Annotated in this window: 18 protein-coding genes; 9 read left to right on the top strand and 9 right to left on the bottom strand. The window is 72.3% G+C overall.

Annotation, left to right across the window (positions count from 1 at the left end):
- Positions 1 to 3: 3 nt before the first annotated feature.
- Entirely contained in the window at positions 4 to 684 is a 681-nt protein-coding gene (locus CLV30_RS16530) for an O-methyltransferase (RefSeq protein WP_106538380.1), read from the top strand.
- Positions 685 to 766: 82 nt separating this feature from the next.
- Positions 767 to 1,279, top strand: a complete 513-nt coding sequence (locus CLV30_RS16525) for a GNAT family N-acetyltransferase (protein WP_106538327.1) — start codon at positions 767 to 769, stop codon at positions 1,277 to 1,279.
- A 58-nt stretch (positions 1,280 to 1,337) separates the two neighbouring features.
- Here CLV30_RS16525 and fdhD read toward each other — a convergent pair whose 3' ends face one another.
- Together fdhD and CLV30_RS16515 are read right to left on the bottom strand one after the other, a co-directional pair.
- Positions 1,338 to 2,138 carry a formate dehydrogenase accessory sulfurtransferase FdhD gene (gene fdhD / locus CLV30_RS16520; protein WP_205741006.1) on the bottom strand — a complete coding sequence of 267 codons (801 nt, stop codon included), beginning with the start codon at positions 2,136 to 2,138 and terminating at the stop codon, positions 1,338 to 1,340.
- An 18-nt stretch (positions 2,139 to 2,156) separates the two neighbouring features.
- On the bottom strand, positions 2,157 to 3,110 hold the full coding sequence (locus CLV30_RS16515) for a serine protein kinase RIO (RefSeq protein ID WP_106538326.1): 954 nt from the start codon (positions 3,108 to 3,110) through the stop codon (positions 2,157 to 2,159).
- 326 nt (positions 3,111 to 3,436) lie between these two features.
- On the opposite strand from CLV30_RS16515, the gene CLV30_RS16510 reads away from it, so the two are divergent.
- The gene (locus CLV30_RS16510; RefSeq protein ID WP_106538378.1) at positions 3,437 to 5,740 is read left to right on the top strand and encodes an FdhF/YdeP family oxidoreductase; all 2,304 of its coding nucleotides are present in this window, start codon (positions 3,437 to 3,439) and stop codon (positions 5,738 to 5,740) included.
- Positions 5,741 to 5,802: 62 nt separating this feature from the next.
- Here the strand turns inward: CLV30_RS16510 and CLV30_RS16505 are convergent, their stop codons facing one another.
- A complete protein-coding gene (locus tag CLV30_RS16505; RefSeq protein WP_106538325.1) occupies positions 5,803 to 6,543 on the bottom strand; it encodes a winged helix-turn-helix transcriptional regulator in 741 nt (246 codons plus the stop codon).
- A 70-nt stretch (positions 6,544 to 6,613) separates the two neighbouring features.
- Between CLV30_RS16505 and CLV30_RS16500 the strand changes: the two genes are divergently transcribed.
- Positions 6,614 to 7,516, top strand: a complete 903-nt coding sequence (locus CLV30_RS16500) for an alpha/beta fold hydrolase (protein WP_106538324.1) — start codon at positions 6,614 to 6,616, stop codon at positions 7,514 to 7,516.
- 172 nt (positions 7,517 to 7,688) lie between these two features.
- Here the strand turns inward: CLV30_RS16500 and CLV30_RS26565 are convergent, their stop codons facing one another.
- From CLV30_RS26565 to CLV30_RS16485, 3 genes are all read right to left on the bottom strand, one after another.
- Entirely contained in the window at positions 7,689 to 8,036 is a 348-nt protein-coding gene (locus tag CLV30_RS26565) for a hypothetical protein (protein WP_165358701.1), read from the bottom strand.
- Between the two features lie 279 nt (positions 8,037 to 8,315).
- Positions 8,316 to 9,959 carry a leucyl aminopeptidase family protein gene (locus tag CLV30_RS16490; protein WP_205741005.1) on the bottom strand — a complete coding sequence of 548 codons (1,644 nt, stop codon included), beginning with the start codon at positions 9,957 to 9,959 and terminating at the stop codon, positions 8,316 to 8,318.
- 112 nt (positions 9,960 to 10,071) lie between these two features.
- Positions 10,072 to 10,239: a DUF3117 domain-containing protein gene (locus CLV30_RS16485; RefSeq protein ID WP_106538323.1), complete on the bottom strand. Its 168-nt coding sequence runs from the start codon at positions 10,237 to 10,239 to the stop codon at positions 10,072 to 10,074.
- 168 nt (positions 10,240 to 10,407) lie between these two features.
- On the opposite strand from CLV30_RS16485, the gene CLV30_RS16480 reads away from it, so the two are divergent.
- The 3 genes from CLV30_RS16480 to CLV30_RS16470 are packed head-to-tail and all read left to right on the top strand — an operon-like array spanning position 10,408 to position 12,660.
- The gene (locus CLV30_RS16480; protein WP_106538376.1) at positions 10,408 to 11,217 is read left to right on the top strand and encodes a PaaX family transcriptional regulator; all 810 of its coding nucleotides are present in this window, start codon (positions 10,408 to 10,410) and stop codon (positions 11,215 to 11,217) included.
- A 44-nt stretch (positions 11,218 to 11,261) separates the two neighbouring features.
- A complete protein-coding gene (locus tag CLV30_RS16475; protein ID WP_420842008.1) occupies positions 11,262 to 12,068 on the top strand; it encodes an enoyl-CoA hydratase/isomerase family protein in 807 nt (268 codons plus the stop codon).
- A complete protein-coding gene (locus tag CLV30_RS16470; RefSeq protein WP_106538322.1) occupies positions 12,058 to 12,660 on the top strand; it encodes a DNA-3-methyladenine glycosylase I in 603 nt (200 codons plus the stop codon). The genes CLV30_RS16475 and CLV30_RS16470 overlap by 11 nt, the downstream gene beginning before the upstream one ends.
- 3 nt (positions 12,661 to 12,663) lie before the next feature.
- On the opposite strand, the gene CLV30_RS16465 is transcribed toward CLV30_RS16470, so the two are convergent.
- The gene (locus CLV30_RS16465) at positions 12,664 to 13,014 is read right to left on the bottom strand and encodes a DivIVA domain-containing protein (RefSeq protein ID WP_205741003.1); all 351 of its coding nucleotides are present in this window, start codon (positions 13,012 to 13,014) and stop codon (positions 12,664 to 12,666) included.
- Here CLV30_RS16465 and folP point away from each other — a divergent pair.
- A complete protein-coding gene (gene folP / locus CLV30_RS16460; RefSeq protein WP_106538320.1) occupies positions 13,013 to 13,906 on the top strand; it encodes a dihydropteroate synthase in 894 nt (297 codons plus the stop codon). The genes CLV30_RS16465 and folP overlap by 2 nt on opposite strands.
- 178 nt (positions 13,907 to 14,084) lie before the next feature.
- Here the strand turns inward: folP and CLV30_RS16455 are convergent, their stop codons facing one another.
- A complete protein-coding gene (locus tag CLV30_RS16455) occupies positions 14,085 to 14,861 on the bottom strand; it encodes an LOG family protein (protein ID WP_106538319.1) in 777 nt (258 codons plus the stop codon).
- 9 nt (positions 14,862 to 14,870) lie between these two features.
- Complete coding sequence (gene dapE, locus CLV30_RS16450) at positions 14,871 to 15,953, bottom strand: succinyl-diaminopimelate desuccinylase (RefSeq protein WP_106538318.1); 1,083 nt, start codon at positions 15,951 to 15,953, stop codon at positions 14,871 to 14,873.
- Positions 15,954 to 16,268: 315 nt separating this feature from the next.
- Between dapE and CLV30_RS16445 the strand changes: the two genes are divergently transcribed.
- The gene (locus tag CLV30_RS16445) at positions 16,269 to 16,865 is read left to right on the top strand and encodes an RNA polymerase sigma factor (RefSeq protein WP_106538317.1); all 597 of its coding nucleotides are present in this window, start codon (positions 16,269 to 16,271) and stop codon (positions 16,863 to 16,865) included.
- Positions 16,866 to 16,869 lie beyond the last annotated feature (4 nt).

The following is a 16,869-nucleotide window of genomic DNA, read 5'->3' as shown; positions in this document are numbered from 1 at the left end:
GGCATGCCGGGACACTCGCAGGAGGCCGTCATTTCTACGGGCAGCACCACCGCCATCACGCCGGAGTCGTGGGCCTACGCGGAGGCCTATCTGGACGAGGACCAGGCGGCCGCCCGCGCCCGCCAGCGCGCCGCCGAGGTCGGCGCGGTGCCGGTGGGTCAGGGCGGCGCGGCCGCACTGCGCCTGCTCGCCGCGACCCTGGAGGCACGCACGGTCGTCGAGATCGGGACCGGGGCCGGCGTCTCGGGGCTGTACCTGCTCGCGGGTATGCGCGACGACGGCGTACTGACCAGTGTGGACATCGAGTCGGAGCATCACCGCCTGGCCCGTGAGGCGTTCGCGGAGGGCGGGTTCGCCGCGAATCGGGTGCGGCTGATCGCCGGCGCCGCGCTCGAGGTTCTGCCGCGCCTCACCGACGGCGCCTACGACCTCGTCTTCTGCGACGCCGACAAGGCGGAGTACGGCGACTACCTCGACCAGGCGCTGCGGCTGCTGCGCCCGGGCGGCGTCGTCGCCTTCGACAACGCACTGTGGCACGACCGGGTGGCCGACCCGGCCCAGCGTGACCCCGAGACGGTCACGATCCGTGAGCTGTGCCGCACCGTGCGCGAGGACGAGCGGCTGATGCCGGCGCTGCTGCCGGTCAGCGACGGGATGCTGGTCGCGGTCAAGCGTCCGCAGTGACTCCGCGGCGCCGCGGGTGACTCGCGCAGCAATAGTCGCGATTCGGCGCCTGATCACCGCCGCGCCGGGGCAATATTGATACGTGCCCACTCTCGTCCGTCCCACCGTCGACGTTCACGACTCCTGGCTCGAGGCCGTCGGAGAGCCCGGCTACGAGCCCCGCTGGCTCGATGACCTGCAGCTCGCCGACATGGTCACGCCGGAAGGCTTCGCCACGTACGTCAGCCGCCAGCTCGACGACGAGCACGACGCCGCGGTGCGTTCCCGCGGCATGGTCCCCTCGACGCACCTGTGGTTCGTCGACGGGAAGATCTTCCTCGGCCGGCTGTCCATCCGGCACCGGCTGACCCCGTGGCTGCGCGACTACGGCGGGCACGTCGGCTACGACGTCCGCCCGTCCGCCCGGCAGCAGGGGCACGCCACCGAGATGCTGCGCCAGGCCCGGCCCTGGGCGGCCGAGCTGGGTATCGACCCGTTCCTCGTCACGTGCGACACCGGCAACGTCGCCTCACGCAAGGTCATCGAACGCGCCGGTGGGGTGTTCGAGGACGAGCGCAACGGCAAGCTGCGCTACTGGGTGCCGTCCACGTCGTGACGGGAGCCGTGACCGGAGCGTGGCCCTCGGCGCTCCCCCGGGCGCCGCGGCCAGCGTCTCACGGGCCGGTGCGGACGCGTTGGCGGTGCGTGTAGACGTTCATGCCGCCGGCACGGACGAACCCGACGAGGGTCAGCCCGCACTCGTCGGCCAGGTCGACGGCGAGACTCGAAGGCGCGGACACGGCGGAGAGCATCGGCACGCCCGCGGCCGCCGCCTTCTGCACCAGCTCGAACGACGCCCGTCCGCTGACCTGGAGCACGTGCCCGGCCAGCGGCAGCCGCCCGGAGCGCAGCGCCGCCCCGACGACCTTGTCGACGGCGTTGTGCCGGCCGACGTCCTCACGCGTCACGATCAGCCGGCCGGAGGCGTCGAACAGGCCCGCGGCGTGCAGGCCACCGGTGCGGTCGAAGACCCGCTGCTCGGCGCGCATCAGCTCCGGCAGCGCGGACACGGCGGCGAGGTCGACGCGGGTGAGGTCGCCGGACAGCGGCCAGCGCAGCGCCGCGTGCACGTCACTCACCCGGTCGGCCCCGCAGACGCCGCAGGCGCTGGTCGTCGCGAACGCACGCGGCCGCGGCGGCGCGACGCCCTCGGCGAGGGCGACGTCGACGGTGTTGTCCTCGTCGACGCACTCTTTCATGCCGGCGATGTCCGCCTTGTCGGCGACGGCGCCCTCACCGACCAGCCATCCGGCCACGAGGTCGAAGTCGTGGCCCGGTGTGCGCATGGTGGTGGTGAGGGTCTCGCCCGCGACGCGCACCACCAACGGCTCCTCGACCGCCAGCGTGTCCGGCCGCTGCGCCGCCCGCCCGGACCGCAGCCGCAGCACCGGGCGCCGGGTGGTCATCTGCCCCATGAACCCACGGTAGTCCGCTCAGCGTGGACGCGTGTCCCGAAGCAGGTCCGCGGCGAGCTCGTCCACCCGGCCGGAGTCCAGGCCCCGGGCGACGAACCAGTTGCCGACGTTGCGTACGTCGCGTTCGAGGTACGCCGGGCCGTTCGGGTTGACGATCACGTCCACGATCTGCGGCACGTCGATGATCACCAGCCGGCCGTCGTGGACCAGGATGTTGTACGCGGACAGGTCCCCGTGAGCCAGGCCCTCGCGGGCCATCAGCGACAGGTTGCCGCGCAGCTGGTCCCACAGTTCGGTCAGCTCCGGCGGCGACGGACGCAGCTGCGCGAGACGGGGCGCCGCCGCGCCGTCGTCGCCGCCGACGAACTCCATCAGCAGCTCGGTGCCGACGATCTGCACCGGGTACGGCACGGCGACCCCGCCGGACCACATCCGGCTCAGCGCGGCGAACTCCGCGTTCGCCCACTGCCCGGCGATCACCTCCTTGCCGAACGCGGTGCGCTTGGCCATCGCACGATTGACCCGCGACTCCTTGTCCTGCCGGCCCTCGAGGTAGCCGGAGTCGCGGTGGAACATCCGGTGCTGTGGGTCGCGGTAGCGCTTCGCCGCCATCAACACCGCCGGGCCGGTGTCCGGGACGCCGCGTTCGACCAGGAACACGTCGGCCTCCTTGCCGGTCTTGAGGACGCCGAGCTCGGTGTCGACGGCGGCCAGCTCGGTGACGACCCACTCCGGTCGCGGCAGCGGGCCGCGCTCGCCGGCGGTCGAGTGGTCCCACGTGGACCAGCGGTCCCCGTGCGGCGGATCGTCCGGTGCGGCGCCGGACGCGGCGTGCGGCACCGCCTCGGACGCGGTGTCCTGGCCGAAACGCGCGGCGTACTCGGCGAAGGCCGCGTCGAGGTCGTACCGGGTGTCGTCTTCGCGGCGGTTGCCGCGACGGCGGATGCGGGCGAAGTTCTCCTGCTCGTGCATGGCGGATGGTCTCCTTGACCGGGAGGCGCCCGCCGGGACGAGTGCGCGGATCAGCCGGCGGGCGGACGGAACGGGGCGCTGGCGGCGCCGTCGGAGGCGCGCGACATCAACCGGACAGCCATCGTCGTCGCCTCCTTCCGTTCACTCCCGGGCTTCACCCCGGGCCTCACCGAGTGGATCGACCGGCATCGTAGTGGCAGGCGCACGTCGGTCTCATCCGGTTTTCGACCAGCCGTTTCCCATGATCATCGGCACTTGTCCGCCACATGAGCGGCAAAGTGCCGATGATCATGGGAAAGGGTGCCCGCAAGTACTACCGTCAGTACATGACGACACCGCCTCCCCGGCGCGACGACAACGACGACGAGCTCCGGGTCGGCGCGCCGAAGCGCAGCGCCGCCGGGGCCGCCGGCGTGGTCCACGGACTCAAGTCCGTACTCGAACAGTCCGGGGTCCGTCGTGGCGTGAAGACACTGCGTCTGGTCAACCAGCAGCGGGGGTTCGACTGCCCCGGCTGCGCATGGCCCGAGCCGGGCAAACCGCACCTGGCCGAGTTCTGCGAGAACGGCGCCAAGGCCGTCGCCGAGGAGTCCACCGTCCGGCGGGCCGGCCCCGAGTTCTTCGCCCAGCACCCGATCAGTGAGCTGGCCGGCTACAGCGACCACTGGCTCGGTCAGCAGGGCCGGCTGACCACCCCGATGCTCCGCGACACCGACGACGACCACTACCGCCCGGTGTCGTGGGACGACGCGCTCGGACTGATCGCCGACGAGCTGCGCGCCCTGGACAGCCCGGACGAGGCCGTCTTCTACACATCCGGGCGCACCAGCAACGAGGCCGCGTTCTGCTACCAGCTGTTCGCCCGGTCGTTCGGCACGAACAACCTGCCGGACTGCTCGAACATGTGCCACGAGTCGTCCGGCGCCGCACTGTCCGAGACGCTCGGCGTCGGCAAGGGCAGCGTCTCGCTCGAGGACATCACCGACCACGCCGACCTCGTCGTCATCGTCGGGCAGAACCCGGGCACCAACCACCCGCGCATGCTCACGTCGCTCGAACAGGCGAAGCGGCGCGGCGCGCGGATCGTGGCCGTCAACCCGCTGCCCGAAGCCGGGCTGCAGACGTTCCGGAACCCGCAGACCGTCCGCGGCGTCGTCGGCCAGGGGACGCTGCTGTCCGACCTGTTCGTCCAGCTGCGCCTCGGCGGCGACCTGGCGTTCTTCCAGGCCGTCAACCACCTGCTGGTCGCGGCCGACGAGGCCCGCGGCGACGTGCTCGACCACGCGTTCATCCGCGAGCACACCACCGGCTTCGACCGGTCGGCCGCGGCATGGGCGGAGCTGAACTGGGACGACGTGCGCACGGCGACGGGTCTGCCGGACGAGGCGCTGCAGGGCTTCGTCGACGAGGTCCTCGCCGCTGACCGCGTCGTCGTGTGCTGGGCCATGGGCCTCACCCAGCACAAGAAGTCGGTGCCCACCATCCGCGAGATCGTGAACTTCCTCCTGCTGCGCGGCAACATCGGCCTGCCCGGAGCCGGCGCCTGCCCCGTCCGCGGACACAGCAACGTCCAGGGCGACCGCACCATGGGCATCTGGGAAAAGCCGCCCGCGGCGTTCCTGGACGCACTGGAGGCCGAGTTCGGGTTCTCGCCGCCGCGGCGGCACGGGCTGGACACCGTCGACACGATCCGCGCGATGCGCGACGGTCGGGTCGGCGTCTTCATGGCGATGGGTGGCAACTTCGCCACCGCCACCCCGGACAGCGAGGCGACCGCGCGGGCGATGCGGTCGGTCCCGCTGACCGTGCACGTGTCGACCAAGCTGAACCGGTCGCACACACTGCCGGGGCGGCGCTCGGTCATCCTGCCGTGCCTGGGCCGCACCGAGGTCGACCGGCAGGACGGACGCGAACAGTTCGTCACCGTCGAGGACTCGATGAGCGCCGTGCACGCCTCCCGCGGGACCCTGCCGCCGGCATCGGACGAGCTGCGCAGCGAGATGGCGATCATCTGCGGGCTGGCGCGCCGAGTGCTCGGGCCGGGCGACCCGACACCGTGGGAGGAGTTCGGCGCCGACTACGCGCGCGTCCGCGAGCGCATCTCGCGGGTCGTGCCCGGCTTCGACGACTTCGAGCGGCGGGTGGCCGAGCCCGGCGGGTTCGTGCTGCCACACCCGCCGCGCGACTCGCGCACCTTCCCCACCGCCGACGGCGCGGCCCGGTTCACGACCAACGAGCTCGAGGTGCTGCGGCTGCCTCCGGGGCGGCTCATCCTGCAGACCATCCGCTCGCACGACCAGTTCAACACCACGATCTACGGGCTCGACGACCGTTACCGCGGCATCCGGAACGGCCGGCACGTCGTGTTCGTGAACCCCGACGACCTGCGCGAGCTGGGCATCGCCGACGGCACCACCGTCGACCTGGTCGGCGAGTGGTCCGACCAGGAGCGCCGCGCGCCGGGCTACCGCGTCGTCGCGTATCCCACCGCCCGCGGCTGTGCGGCGGCCTACTACCCGGAGACGAACGTGCTGGTGCCGCTGGACCACACCGCCGAGGTCAGCAACACGCCCGCGTCCAAGTCGGTCATCATCCGCCTCGAGCCCTCCGCCACCCCCGCCTCGCGTTGATCTTGGAGTTCTTCGTTCATCTATCGGACATTCCGGACGCGATACCCGGAACAACTCCAAGATCAACGCGCTGAGGCGGCGGGCGGGAGGCTGCGGCTCGCGTCGGCGAGGCGCTGCACCGTCTCGACGTCGCCCGCCACGTCGATCCGTCCGGCGGCCACGGCCGCGGCCGCGGACTCCGTGCCGTCCAGCACGGCCTTGAGGGCGTCGCGACTCGCACTGACGACGATGTCCGGAGCACCGCTGGGCACGTCCCGGGCCAGCCGCTGCAGCCGTCCGTCCAGAATCTCGACGACGTACGAGTCGAAACCCGCACCGTCGACGCCGTCAGCGTCGCCCCCGTCGACGCCCTCCGGACCGCCGGACCCGGATCGGGTGATGCGCACCTCGTACGTCGCCGACCACGGAGGATCCACCGTGGACGGGAAGAACGTCCGCAACCCGAGCATCATCGAGTCGGAACTGATCGGACCCTCGAGCGGCACGATCGGTGACCGCGCACCCCACCGCGCCAGCGCCCGGAACACCGGCTCCAGTTCGGCACCCCAGTCCGTCAACTCGTAGATCCGCGCGTTGGCGGGCGACGGCAGCGTGCGCCGCCGCAGCACGCCGACGCTTTCCAGGTCACGCAGCCGCTGGGACAACACGGTCGGACCGGCGCCGGGCAGCGCCTCCTGCAGGTCGCTGAACCGGCGCCCGCCCAGCCGCAGTTCGCGGACGACGAGCAGAGCCCACCGCTCGCCGATCATGTCCAGCGCGTGCGCGACGGGACAGCCCTGGCCGTAGCGCCTGCGGACGCTCATGCGGAAACCACCACTTCCATGAGTACTACAGAAACTGTAGCATCTTCTTCATATTCAATAGGAGGCCGCCATGACCGAGCCCACCACGTCCGCTGACATCCCCCGATCCGACGAAACGTTGCTGCCGTCCGGCGACGCGACGCTGTGCGCCCAGGCGTTCGGCACCCCGTCCCACCCGCCGATCCTGCTCGTCGCCGGCGCTGCCGCGTCCATGGACTGGTGGGAGGACGAGCTGTGCGAGCGCCTCGCGGCGGGCGGGCGCTACGTCGTCCGCTACGACAACCGCGACACCGGCCGTTCCACCAGCTACCCGCCCGGCGCGCCCGGCTACAGCGGCACCGACCTGGTGACCGACGCCCTCGCCGTCCTGGACGGGTTCGGGATCACGGCCGCGCACGTCGCGGGCGTCTCGATGGGCGGCGGAATCGCCCAGCATCTGGCCGTGCTCCACCCGCAGCGGGTGGCCGGGCTGACGCTGATGTCCACGACACCCGACGGACCACACGGCCCGGACGCACCGGAACTTCCGCCGATGGAACCGCGCATCTCGGCAGCGTTCACCGACGACGCGCCCGAGCCGGACTGGTCCGACCGGGCGGCGGCGGTGGAGCACCTCGTGCAGAGTGAACGGCCGTTCGCCGGATCGGTCCCGTACGACGACGACCGGGCCCGCACGATCGCCGGCCGGATGTACGACCGCACCACCGACATCGTGGCCTGCCAGACCAACCACTGGATCCTCGAGGGCGGCGAGCCGGTACGGCACCGCCTGGCCGAGATCACGGCGCCCACGCTGGTCATGCACGGCACCGACGATCCATTGCTCCCGTTCCCGCACGGTGAAGCGCTGGCGCGCGAGATCCCGGGCGCCCGGCTCGTGGCATTGCCGGGCGTCGGTCACCAGATGCCGCCGCAGCAGCTGTGGGACCTCGTCGTCGACGCCGTGCTGAACCACACCGCCCCGCCCCGTTGAGCGTGGAGTTTGCGGGCTCCAGCGACCGAAACGTCCGGTCCTGAGCCCCTTCTTGCCCTGCTCGCTGTAGCTCTCGGCGCCGGCCTTGCGAGCCGAAACTCCAAGATCAACGCAGGAGGGGCGGGCGAGGTCTGGGGCGGGGCGCCAGGGCGGGCGCGAGGGCGGGCTTGGGCTAGGCGGGGTCCGGGCCGGGGCCGGCCGCGAAGCCGGCCTTCCCTTCCGCGACGGCGACGACGTCGAACGTCTCCTGCAGAATCGGCGGCGAGCCGATCATCCGCGAGCCCGGCGAGTCGGCGGCCGTGGCGGCGAACGACTCGGCGAACTCGTCCCGCGCCTGTGCCGTCTCGAAGACGTAGGTGCCCTCGAACCACTCCCCCGGCCGGGTGCGCCAGGTCTTGAACCGCAGCCCGTCCATCTCGCTGAACCTCGCCAGCGACGTGCCGTGCACGTATTCGCGCAGCTCCGCGTCGACACCCTCGGGCGCCTGCGCCAGCGACCAGCGCACCGTCAGTCCGTACATCTCCTACCTCCACGTCGGGACGTGCCGTCAGTGCCGCGGGCGCCGGCATCAGCGCGTCGGCCGATGATCAGGTGACAATGCCGCCCGTATCCGGCCCCTGCTGTCACCTGATCATTTCGCATCCGCATGCTGAGACGCGATCAGGTGACGCCCCGCGCCCCACACCCGGCATCGCGTCACCTGATCGTTCACGCGGCGGTGATCAGGTGACGAAATCGCGATCAGGTGACAAAAGCTACCGGCCGAGCCGACGGGGGTGCGAAGCCGTCCGCCGGCTTCTCACCGAGGCCGCCCCGCTCCGCCGGGCGCGACCGAGACGCCCTCCTCGAGCCAGTACAGCAGGGCGCGGACCCCGAACGCGGTGCCGCCCTTGACGACCTCGGCGCGATCCGCGTCGGCCCGGCCAACCCCCGCGATGTCGAGATGGGCCCACGCGACGTCACGGACGAATCGCTGCAGGAACAGCGCGGCAGTGATGGAGCCGCCGCCGACCTTCGTGGTCTCGATGTGCGCGACGTCGGCCACCGAGGACTCCAGCGCGGAGCGGTAGTCGTCGACCAGCGGCAGCCGCCACATCCGCTCGCCGGAGGCGTCGCCGGCGCGGGTGAGCGCGGCGGCGAGGTCGTCACCGGTGGCGTACATGGCCGCGTGGGTGCGCCCGAGGCCCTGGGTGGCGGCACCGGTCAGGGTGGCGACGTCGACGACGACGCTCGGTTCCAGCTCGGCCACCGCGTACCCGATGGCGTCCGCCAGCACCAGGCGGCCTTCGGCGTCGGTGTTCAGCACCTCGACGGTGGTGCCGTCGTACTGCCGGATGACGTCGCTGGGCCGCTGCGCGGACGCGCCCGGCATGTTCTCCGCCGCCGCGACCAGCCCGGTCACCCGGACGTCCACGCCGAGCTCACGCACCGCCGAGAGCACGCCCATGACGACGGCGCCGCCGGACATGTCGGTCTTCATCGGCACCATGGCCTCGCGCGGCTTCAACGACAGCCCGCCGGTGTCGTAGGTGATGCCCTTGCCCACCAGGACGACGTGCGGTGTGGTGGCGCCGGCGCCCTCGGGCTCGTAGCGCATGGCGATCAGCCGCGGCGGCCGCGCCGAGCCCATGCCCACCGCGAGAATGCCACCGAAGCCTTCGGCCTCGAGCGCCTTCTCGTCGCGCACCCGGACGTCGAGACCGTGCGCGGACCCCAGCTGGCGTGCCCGCTCGGCCAACCACGCCGGATCTTTCACGTTCGACGGCGTGTGCACCAGGTCACGGGCCGTCCACGTCGCCTCCGCCACCGCGGACGCCAGCCGCACCACGGTCGAGCGGTCCTCGTCGCCGGCGAGCACGAGCGTGCCCAACGGCAACGTCCGCGCGGGGGCCTCGGAGCCGCGGAACCCGCCGAGGGCGTACGTGGCCAGCACCGCGCCCTCGACGAACGCGCGGACACGGGCGTCGTCGGCGCCCGCCGTGACGGTGCTGCCCAGGCGCTCGACCCCCTTGGCGGCACGCGCCACGGCGGCGCCGGCGCGGCGGAACGACGCGGCCGTGCCGTCGCCGACACCCACGAGCAGCACCCGGGTGACGTCGACCTCGCCGTCGACGCTGGCAGCACCGCGGCCGGCGGCGTAGACGGGCACGGAGACGATCTCGCCCGGCTCACCCTTCGCGTTCTCACGGTCGAGGATCAGCGGCAGGTCGAGCCCCAGGGCGCTCGCGACCTCGTCGGCGCCGGTTCCCACCCTCGGGCCCGCCGGGCCGGCCGGGCCACCCGGACCATTCTGGCCGCCAGGGCCGCCCGCCTCACCGGACTCACCGGACTCCGGGTCCGTCTCCGGCCACACCGGCAGCGCCAACGTACCGGCCTCGACGTCCAGCACCGGCCTGGCGTCGGCCACCACTTCGGTCGGACGGATGGTGCTCTCAGCTGGCACGCCCACTCCTCGTCACCCGTGTACGTCTTCGACGATCACCGCTCCCGTCCGGTCCACTCGGCGCCGGACGGGAGCGGTTCACAGAGCTCGTACGGCTCACGACACCGATCCGTCAGCCGACGACATCATTCAGCGCCTCGCCCAGCGCGCCGGCCTCGTCGGCCGTGAGCTCGACGACCAGACGACCGCCGCCCTCGATCGGGACTCGCATCACGATGCCACGCCCCTCTTTGGTGACCTCGAGCGGCCCGTCGCCAGTCCGCGGCTTCATCGCCGCCATCCGCGCACCCCTTCCTTCCTCACAGCGCGCACACGGCCCCCTGGATTGCCAGAGGGCGACCCCGTGTGCGTCACGATGAGGTCATTATCCCGCATCGCGGTCGCAGCAGGGAGACCGCGGTCACTCCGGCCGCGACGGCGGATGCCGACGTCGGGCAGGATGGCAGACGTGAATGCCCGGTCCGCACTGTTCGACCTCTACGGCGACCACATCCGTGCACGTGGAGGCCGTGCCCGCGTCGCGGCCCTCGTGCGCCTGCTCGAACCGCTGGGCATCGCCGCGCCCGCGGTGCGCACGGCGGTGTCCCGGATGGTCAAGCAGGACTGGTTGCGCCCGGTCCGGCTCGGCGGCGCCCCTGGGTACGAGCTGACCGAGCGCGCCGACCGGCGGCTCCGCGAAGCCGCTGCCAGGATCTACCGCACCGACGGCGCCGACTCGTGGGACGGCCGCTGGCACGTGGTGGTGCCGCAACGCTCGGCGCAGCGTGCCACACGTGAACGCATCCGCAACGGCCTCGCGTACCTGGGCTACGCGCCGGTGGGCGACGGCACCTGGATCGCCGCTCGCCCGTCACCGGAGCTGTCCTCGCTGCTCGACGCGGAGAAGCTGCGTGCCGAGCGGTTCAACGCGCGCCACCAGGGCGACGACGCCGAGCTGGTGCGCCGGGCGTGGGACCTCGACGCCGTGGGCCGCTCCTACCAGCGCTGGCTCGCCGAGGCGCGGGAGCTGCTGGCCGCCCTGCCCGACGCGCCGACGGACGAGCAGGCGTTCGCGACCCGCAGCCGGCTGGTCCACGAGTGGCGCAAGTTCCTCTTCACCGACCCGGGGCTGCCGCGGACCCTGCTACCGGACGACTGGCCCGGCGACGACGCGGCCCGGTTCTTCGACGAGCAGGCCGGCCGGTTGCTGCCGGCTGCGGCGCGTTTCGTGGACCACTGCCTGGCCATCGCCGGGCCGAGCAGGAAGGAAGACACGTGACCGACGACCCGAACGACCCCGCTGACCCTGCTGACCTCGCCGACCTGGACGGCCAGGACGGCCCGGACGCACCGGTCCGGTACGAGGTGACCGACGCCGTCGGCGTCATCACGCTGAACCGCCCGGACACCATGAACAGCCTCGACACCCGGACGAAGGTGGCGCTGCGCGACACCGTTCTCGCCGCCGCCGACGACCCCTCGGCGCGCGCCGTCGTGCTGACGGGGTCGGGGCGCGCCTTCTGCGTCGGCCAGGACCTCAAGGAACACGCCCGCGCCCTGGAGTCCGGCGACGGCGGGCTGGCCGGCACCGTCCGCGAGCACTACAACCCGACGGTCCGGGCGATGGCGACGATGCCGAAGCCGGTGCTCGCCGCCGTGAACGGTGTCGCCGCCGGAGCCGGCGCCTCGTACGCGTTCGGCTGCGACCTGCGCGTCGTCGCGGACACGGCGGGCTTCAACCTCGCGTTCACCGGCATCGGCCTGTCGTGCGACACCGGGTCGTCGTGGACGCTGCCGCGGCTGGTCGGCTGGGCGAAAGCTCGCGAGCTGCTGTTCTTCCCCCGGACGGTCCCCGCCGACGAGGCCCTTCAGCTCGGCCTGGCCACCGAGGTCGTGCCCGCCGACGAGGTGCTCGCCCGCACGCTCGAGCTCGCCCGGCAACTGGCGGCCGGTCCGACGCTCGCCTATGCGGCGCTGCGCAGCGCGCTGGAGGTGTCCTCGACGCACACGTTCGACGAGTCGATCGAGCACGAGGCCGCGATGATGCAGGCCAGCGGCGAGTCCGAGGACCATCACGCGGCGGTCCGCGCGTTCCTCGCCAAGCAGCAGCCGGTGTTCCATGGCCGCTGAACCCGCCCCGCGTCCGGCGGCGCCCGGCCCGGACGGCCGTCCGCGCTGCCCGTGGGCGCTGAGCACACCGGACTACGTCCGCTACCACGACGGCGAGTGGGGAAGGCCGGTGCACGGCGACACCGCCCTGTTCGAGCGGCTGACGCTCGAAGGGTTCCAGTCCGGCCTGTCGTGGCTGACCATCCTGCGCAAACGCGAGGCGTTCCGGCACGCGTTCGCCGGCTTCGACCCCGCCACCGTCGCCGCGTACGGCGACGACGACGTCGCGCGGCTGCTGGCGGACCCGGGCATCGTGCGCAACCGCGCGAAGATCGCCGCGGCTGTGACGAACGCCCGAGCCCTGGTGGCGTTACGCGAGTCCGGCGGCGACGGTGCGCTGGACCGGCTGGTGTGGTCGTTCGCGCCGGACGGTTCCGACCGGCCGGCGCCGGACACTCTCGAGGACGTTCCCGCCATCACGCCGGAATCGAAAGCACTGGCCAAGACGTTGAAGACACACGGCTTCGTGTTCGTCGGGCCGACGACGGCCTACGCGACCATGCAGGCCGCCGGGCTCGTGAACGACCATCTCGCCGGGTGCGTCGCCCGGTGACGATCACGAGGGGCCGCCGCGAGCCTCGCCGGGGCGCCGGCGCGGTAACGGAGTCACCTGCGCCGCCCTCGCCTCGAGATCGGCGATGCGGGCGTCGCGCTCGTCCAGCTCACGGCCGAGCCGGTCGAGCACCCGGTCGACCTCGTCCATGCGGTAGCCCCTGGCCGTGACCGGGAAACGCAGCTGGTCGACGTCGCTGCGGGCGAGCGCGCGCTCCGGCAACCGCAGCGGCAGCACGCGCGCGTCGTCCGCGTCGAGCACGTCCCCTCGACCGGCGGCCACCACGACGACAGTGAAGAGGACCACAGCCGCCACGACCACGAACACCACGAACATAAGGTCTGATCGTGCCATGCCACCGAATGCGGAAGGAGCGGCGGTGAGCGTACTGCGCCTCGGGCGGTCGAGTTTCGGACCCGGCGAGTTCGCCGTGATGGCGATCGTGAACCGCACGCCGGACTCCTTCTACGACCGTGGCGCCACCTTCGCGTTCGAGCAGGCGTGGCGGCGCGTCGAGCAGGTTGTCGCCGAGGGCGCCGACATCGTCGACGTCGGCGGTGTCAAGGCCGGGCCCGGCGCGCCCGTGGACGAGGACGAGGAGATCGCGCGCACCGCCGACCTGGTGGCGGCGATACACGAGAAGTTCGCCGACGTCGTCGTCAGCGTGGACACGTACCGGGCGGGGACCGCGGCGGCGCTGTGCGAGGCAGGCGCCGAGCTGGTGAACGACACCTGGGCCGGCGCGGACCCCGAGGTCGCCGCCGTCGCGGCCGAGCACGGCGCGGGCCTGGTCTGCAGCCACACCGGAGGACAGCGGCCGCGGACGCTGCCGCACCGGGTGCGCTACGCCGACGTCGTCGACGACGTGGTGCGGGACACGACCGCGCTGGCCGAGCGGGCGGCCGGCCTGGGCGTCGCGCCGGAGAGCCTGCTGCTGGATCCGACGCACGACTTCGGGAAGAACACGTACCACTCGCTCGAGCTGACCCGCCGGCTGGACGAGCTCGTCGGCACCGGCTGGCCGGTACTGGTCAGCCTGTCCCGCAAGGACTTCGTCGGCGAGACGCTGGGCCTGCCGGTCGGTGAGCGGCTGCCGGGCACGCTCGGCGCGACCGCGATCTCGGCATGGCACGGCGCACGCGTGTTCCGGGCCCACGACGTCGCCGCGACCAGGCAGGTCCTGGACATGGTCGCGGCCGTGCGCGGCGACCGTCGTCCCGTCGCCCCCTACCGCGGCCTGGCCTGATGGGTGCGTGCCCGTTGTGGAGATGATCAGGTGACGTTTCCGCGGACGTGGGCGCCGGATCGTCACCTGATCATCTTCGGTCCAGGTGATGGACATGATCAGGTGACGGCCGAGCACTCAGCACGGCGCCACCGTCACCTGATCGCGCAGCGAGGGCTCGTGCTCAGAGCGCCCCCGATCACTCGCCGTCCGTCCCGCGGCCACGCCGCGCCGCCTCGGCCACGGCGAGCACGTTCAGCACCTCGTCCAGGTCGTCGGTCAGCGTGACCAGCTGTGCGTCCTCGGGCGCGATCGTCTTGGCGTCCACCAGGGTCCGGCGGATCCAGTCGACCATGCCGTCCCAGTAGTCCGAGCCGACCAGCACGATCGGGAACGCGGTCACCTTCCGGGTCTGTACCAGCGTCAGCGCCTCGAACAGCTCGTCCAGCGTCCCGAAACCGCCCGGGAACACCACGAAACCCTGCGCGTACTTGACGAACATGGTCTTGCGCGCGAAGAAGTACCGGAAGTTCACGCCGAGGTCGACGTAGTCGTTCAGCCCCTGCTCGAACGGCAGCTCGATACCGAGACCGACGGAGACGCCACCGGCCTGGTTCGCGCCCTTGTTCGCCGCCTCCATGATTCCCGGCCCGCCGCCGGTGATGACGGCGTAGCCGGCGTGCACGAGCCGTGCGCCCAGCTCCGCCGCGCGCTCGTAGTGCGGATCGTCCGGCAGGGTGCGGGCCGAACCGAAGACGCTGACAGCGGGGCCGAGGTCGGCCAGTGCGCCGAAGCCCTCGACGAACTCGGACTGGATCCGCATGACCCGCCACGGGTCGTTCCGGACCCAGTCCGACGATCCCGCGGTGTCCAGAAGGTGCTGATCGGTGGTGCTGGTCTCGTACTGCGAGCCGCGGAGGACCACCTGTCCGCTGTGCTTGGCGGTCCGGCCGGCGCGTGGGTCGGTATCTGTCACCCGTGCAGGCTAATGCGCGGCTCTCCCGGCGCCGGTGAGCCACCCCCGCATCCGGTCCTCGCAGGTGTCGATCTCGGCCACGGTCACCCGTTCGTCGTCGGCATGTGCCAGCTGCGGGTCGCCGGGCCCGTAGTTCACGGCCGGCACGCCGAGCGCGTCGAAGCGGGCCACGTCGGTCCAGCCGACCTTCGCCTGCGGGCTGCCGCCGACGGCGTCGACGAACGCGGCCGCCACCGGCCGGTCCAGTCCGGGCCGTGCCCCTGGGGCGGAGTCGGCCAGCTCGACCTGGTAGCCGTCGAGCACCGAGCGCACGTGCTCGAACGCCTCCCGCTCGGTGGCGCTGGGCGCGAACCGGTAGTTCACCGTCACCACGCACCGGTCCGGCACGACGTTGCCGGCGATGCCGCCCTCGATGCCGACGGCGTTCAGACCCTCCCGGTACGTCAGCCCGTCGACGTCGACCTCGGCCGGCACGTAGTCACGCAGCCGCCCGAGCAGCTCGCCGGCGGCGTGGATGGCGTTGCTGCCCATCCACCAGCGGGCGCTGTGCGCGGCGCGGCCAGGTACGGTCACCGCGACCCGCAGCGTGCCGTTGCACCCGCCCTCGACGACCGCCGACGTCGGTTCCATGAGCACCGCGAAGTCGGCGTCGAGCCATTCGGGGTGGGTGCGGGCGATGCGGCCCAGACCGTTGCGCTCGGCCTCGACCTCCTCGTTGTCGTAGAAGACGTAGGTGACGTCGCTGGCCGGCTCGGCGATGTGCGCGGCCAGACGCAACGCGACCGCCACCCCGCCCTTCATGTCCACCGTGCCGCGGCCCCAGAGGACGTCGCCGGCGCGCTCGGTGGGCAGGTTGCCCGCCACCGGCACGGTGTCGAGGTGCCCCGCGACCACCACACGAGCGCGCCGGCCCAGGTCGGTGGCCGCGACGACGGCGTCGCCGTCCCGGTGGACGGTCAGGTGCCGGTGACGGCGCAGCGCGGATTCGACGGCGTCGGCCAGGTCGCGTTCGTCGCCGCTGACCGACGGCAGGTCACACAGCGCGGCCGTCAGCGCGGGCGCGGGCAGATCGAGGTCCAGTGCGATGGTCACGGCCCACGACCCTACGGCGCGGTGCGTCGGTTCCGGTTGCCAGGACCGCTCACGAGCGTGCGGATCACCACCGGCCGCCGTCCATGCGCTGGCCGGCGCACAACTGATCCTTTTCACCAGCACGGACGACGTGCGTAGGATCGCTGTCATCGGGTCGGCGCCGCACGGCGGCGGCCCGGAACTCGGCGAGGCGTGGCTGGTCACTCGCGTCGAGGCACGACGCTTGCCAGGCGCGTACGGTGCGATCCGACTCATGGCCGGCCACGGCAGCCGCGGGCACGGACAAGGATGTCACCCCGGACGGCCAGGTGGAACATGAACACCCGAGCGGAGGGACCACCCGACGACCAGCTCTGGTCGCGGGCGCGGCACGGCGACCCCTCCGCCTTCGGCGAGCTGTTCACCCGGCACTCGAAGACCGTCTACAACCAGTGTTTCCGGCTGACCGGAAGCTGGGCCACGGCCGAGGACCTCACCTCCGTCGTGTTCCTCGAGGCGTGGCGGCGCCGCGAGGAGACGACCGGCGAGCCGGGCACCGTGCTGCCGTGGCTGCTCACGGTCACCAGTGACGTCGTCCGGCACAGCACCCGGGCCGTCCGTCGGCACCGCCGGCTGCTGGCGCGGCTGCCACCCGCCGTCATCGAGGGCGACGCCAGCGACGACGTCATGGCCGCGGAACGGCAGATGCAGCAGATCCTGCGCGTGTTCCGCCGGTTGCCGCATGCCGAACAGGACGTGCTGGCGCTGTGCGTCTGGGGCGGGCGCAGTTACGCCGAAGCGGCCGTGGCGCTGGGCGTCCCGGTGGGGACGGTACGATCCCGCCTGGCCCGTGCCCATGCGCACATGCGCCGACTGACCGAATCCGTTCCGGCGAACGCCGGCGTGACCGAGTCACCACGGCTCGACACCTGAAGGG

Source organism: Haloactinopolyspora alba (assembly GCF_003014555.1).
Taxonomy (GTDB): domain Bacteria; phylum Actinomycetota; class Actinomycetes; order Jiangellales; family Jiangellaceae; genus Haloactinopolyspora; species Haloactinopolyspora alba.
This window is presented reverse-complemented; position numbering and strand designations above follow the sequence as displayed.

What these genes read in the sequence shown, in the direction of transcription:
- CLV30_RS16445 (WP_106538317.1), top strand. Translation starts at nt 16,269, where the DNA reads ATGAACACCCGAGCGGAGGGACCACCCGACGACCAGCTCTGGTCGCGG.
- CLV30_RS16510 (WP_106538378.1), top strand. Translation starts at nt 3,437, where the DNA reads ATGACGACACCGCCTCCCCGGCGCGACGACAACGACGACGAGCTCCGG.
- CLV30_RS26565 (WP_165358701.1), bottom strand. Translation starts at nt 8,036, where the DNA reads ATGTACGGACTGACGGTGCGCTGGTCGCTGGCGCAGGCGCCCGAGGGT.
- CLV30_RS16515 (WP_106538326.1), bottom strand. Translation starts at nt 3,110, where the DNA reads ATGCACGAGCAGGAGAACTTCGCCCGCATCCGCCGTCGCGGCAACCGC.
- CLV30_RS16470 (WP_106538322.1), top strand. Translation starts at nt 12,058, where the DNA reads ATGGCCGCTGAACCCGCCCCGCGTCCGGCGGCGCCCGGCCCGGACGGC.
- fdhD (WP_205741006.1), bottom strand. Translation starts at nt 2,138, where the DNA reads ATGGGGCAGATGACCACCCGGCGCCCGGTGCTGCGGCTGCGGTCCGGG.
- CLV30_RS16505 (WP_106538325.1), bottom strand. Translation starts at nt 6,543, where the DNA reads ATGAGCGTCCGCAGGCGCTACGGCCAGGGCTGTCCCGTCGCGCACGCG.
- CLV30_RS16530 (WP_106538380.1), top strand. Translation starts at nt 4, where the DNA reads ATGCCGGGACACTCGCAGGAGGCCGTCATTTCTACGGGCAGCACCACC.
- CLV30_RS16500 (WP_106538324.1), top strand. Translation starts at nt 6,614, where the DNA reads ATGACCGAGCCCACCACGTCCGCTGACATCCCCCGATCCGACGAAACG.
- CLV30_RS16485 (WP_106538323.1), bottom strand. Translation starts at nt 10,239, where the DNA reads ATGGCGGCGATGAAGCCGCGGACTGGCGACGGGCCGCTCGAGGTCACC.
- CLV30_RS16465 (WP_205741003.1), bottom strand. Translation starts at nt 13,014, where the DNA reads ATGGCACGATCAGACCTTATGTTCGTGGTGTTCGTGGTCGTGGCGGCT.
- folP (WP_106538320.1), top strand. Translation starts at nt 13,013, where the DNA reads ATGCCACCGAATGCGGAAGGAGCGGCGGTGAGCGTACTGCGCCTCGGG.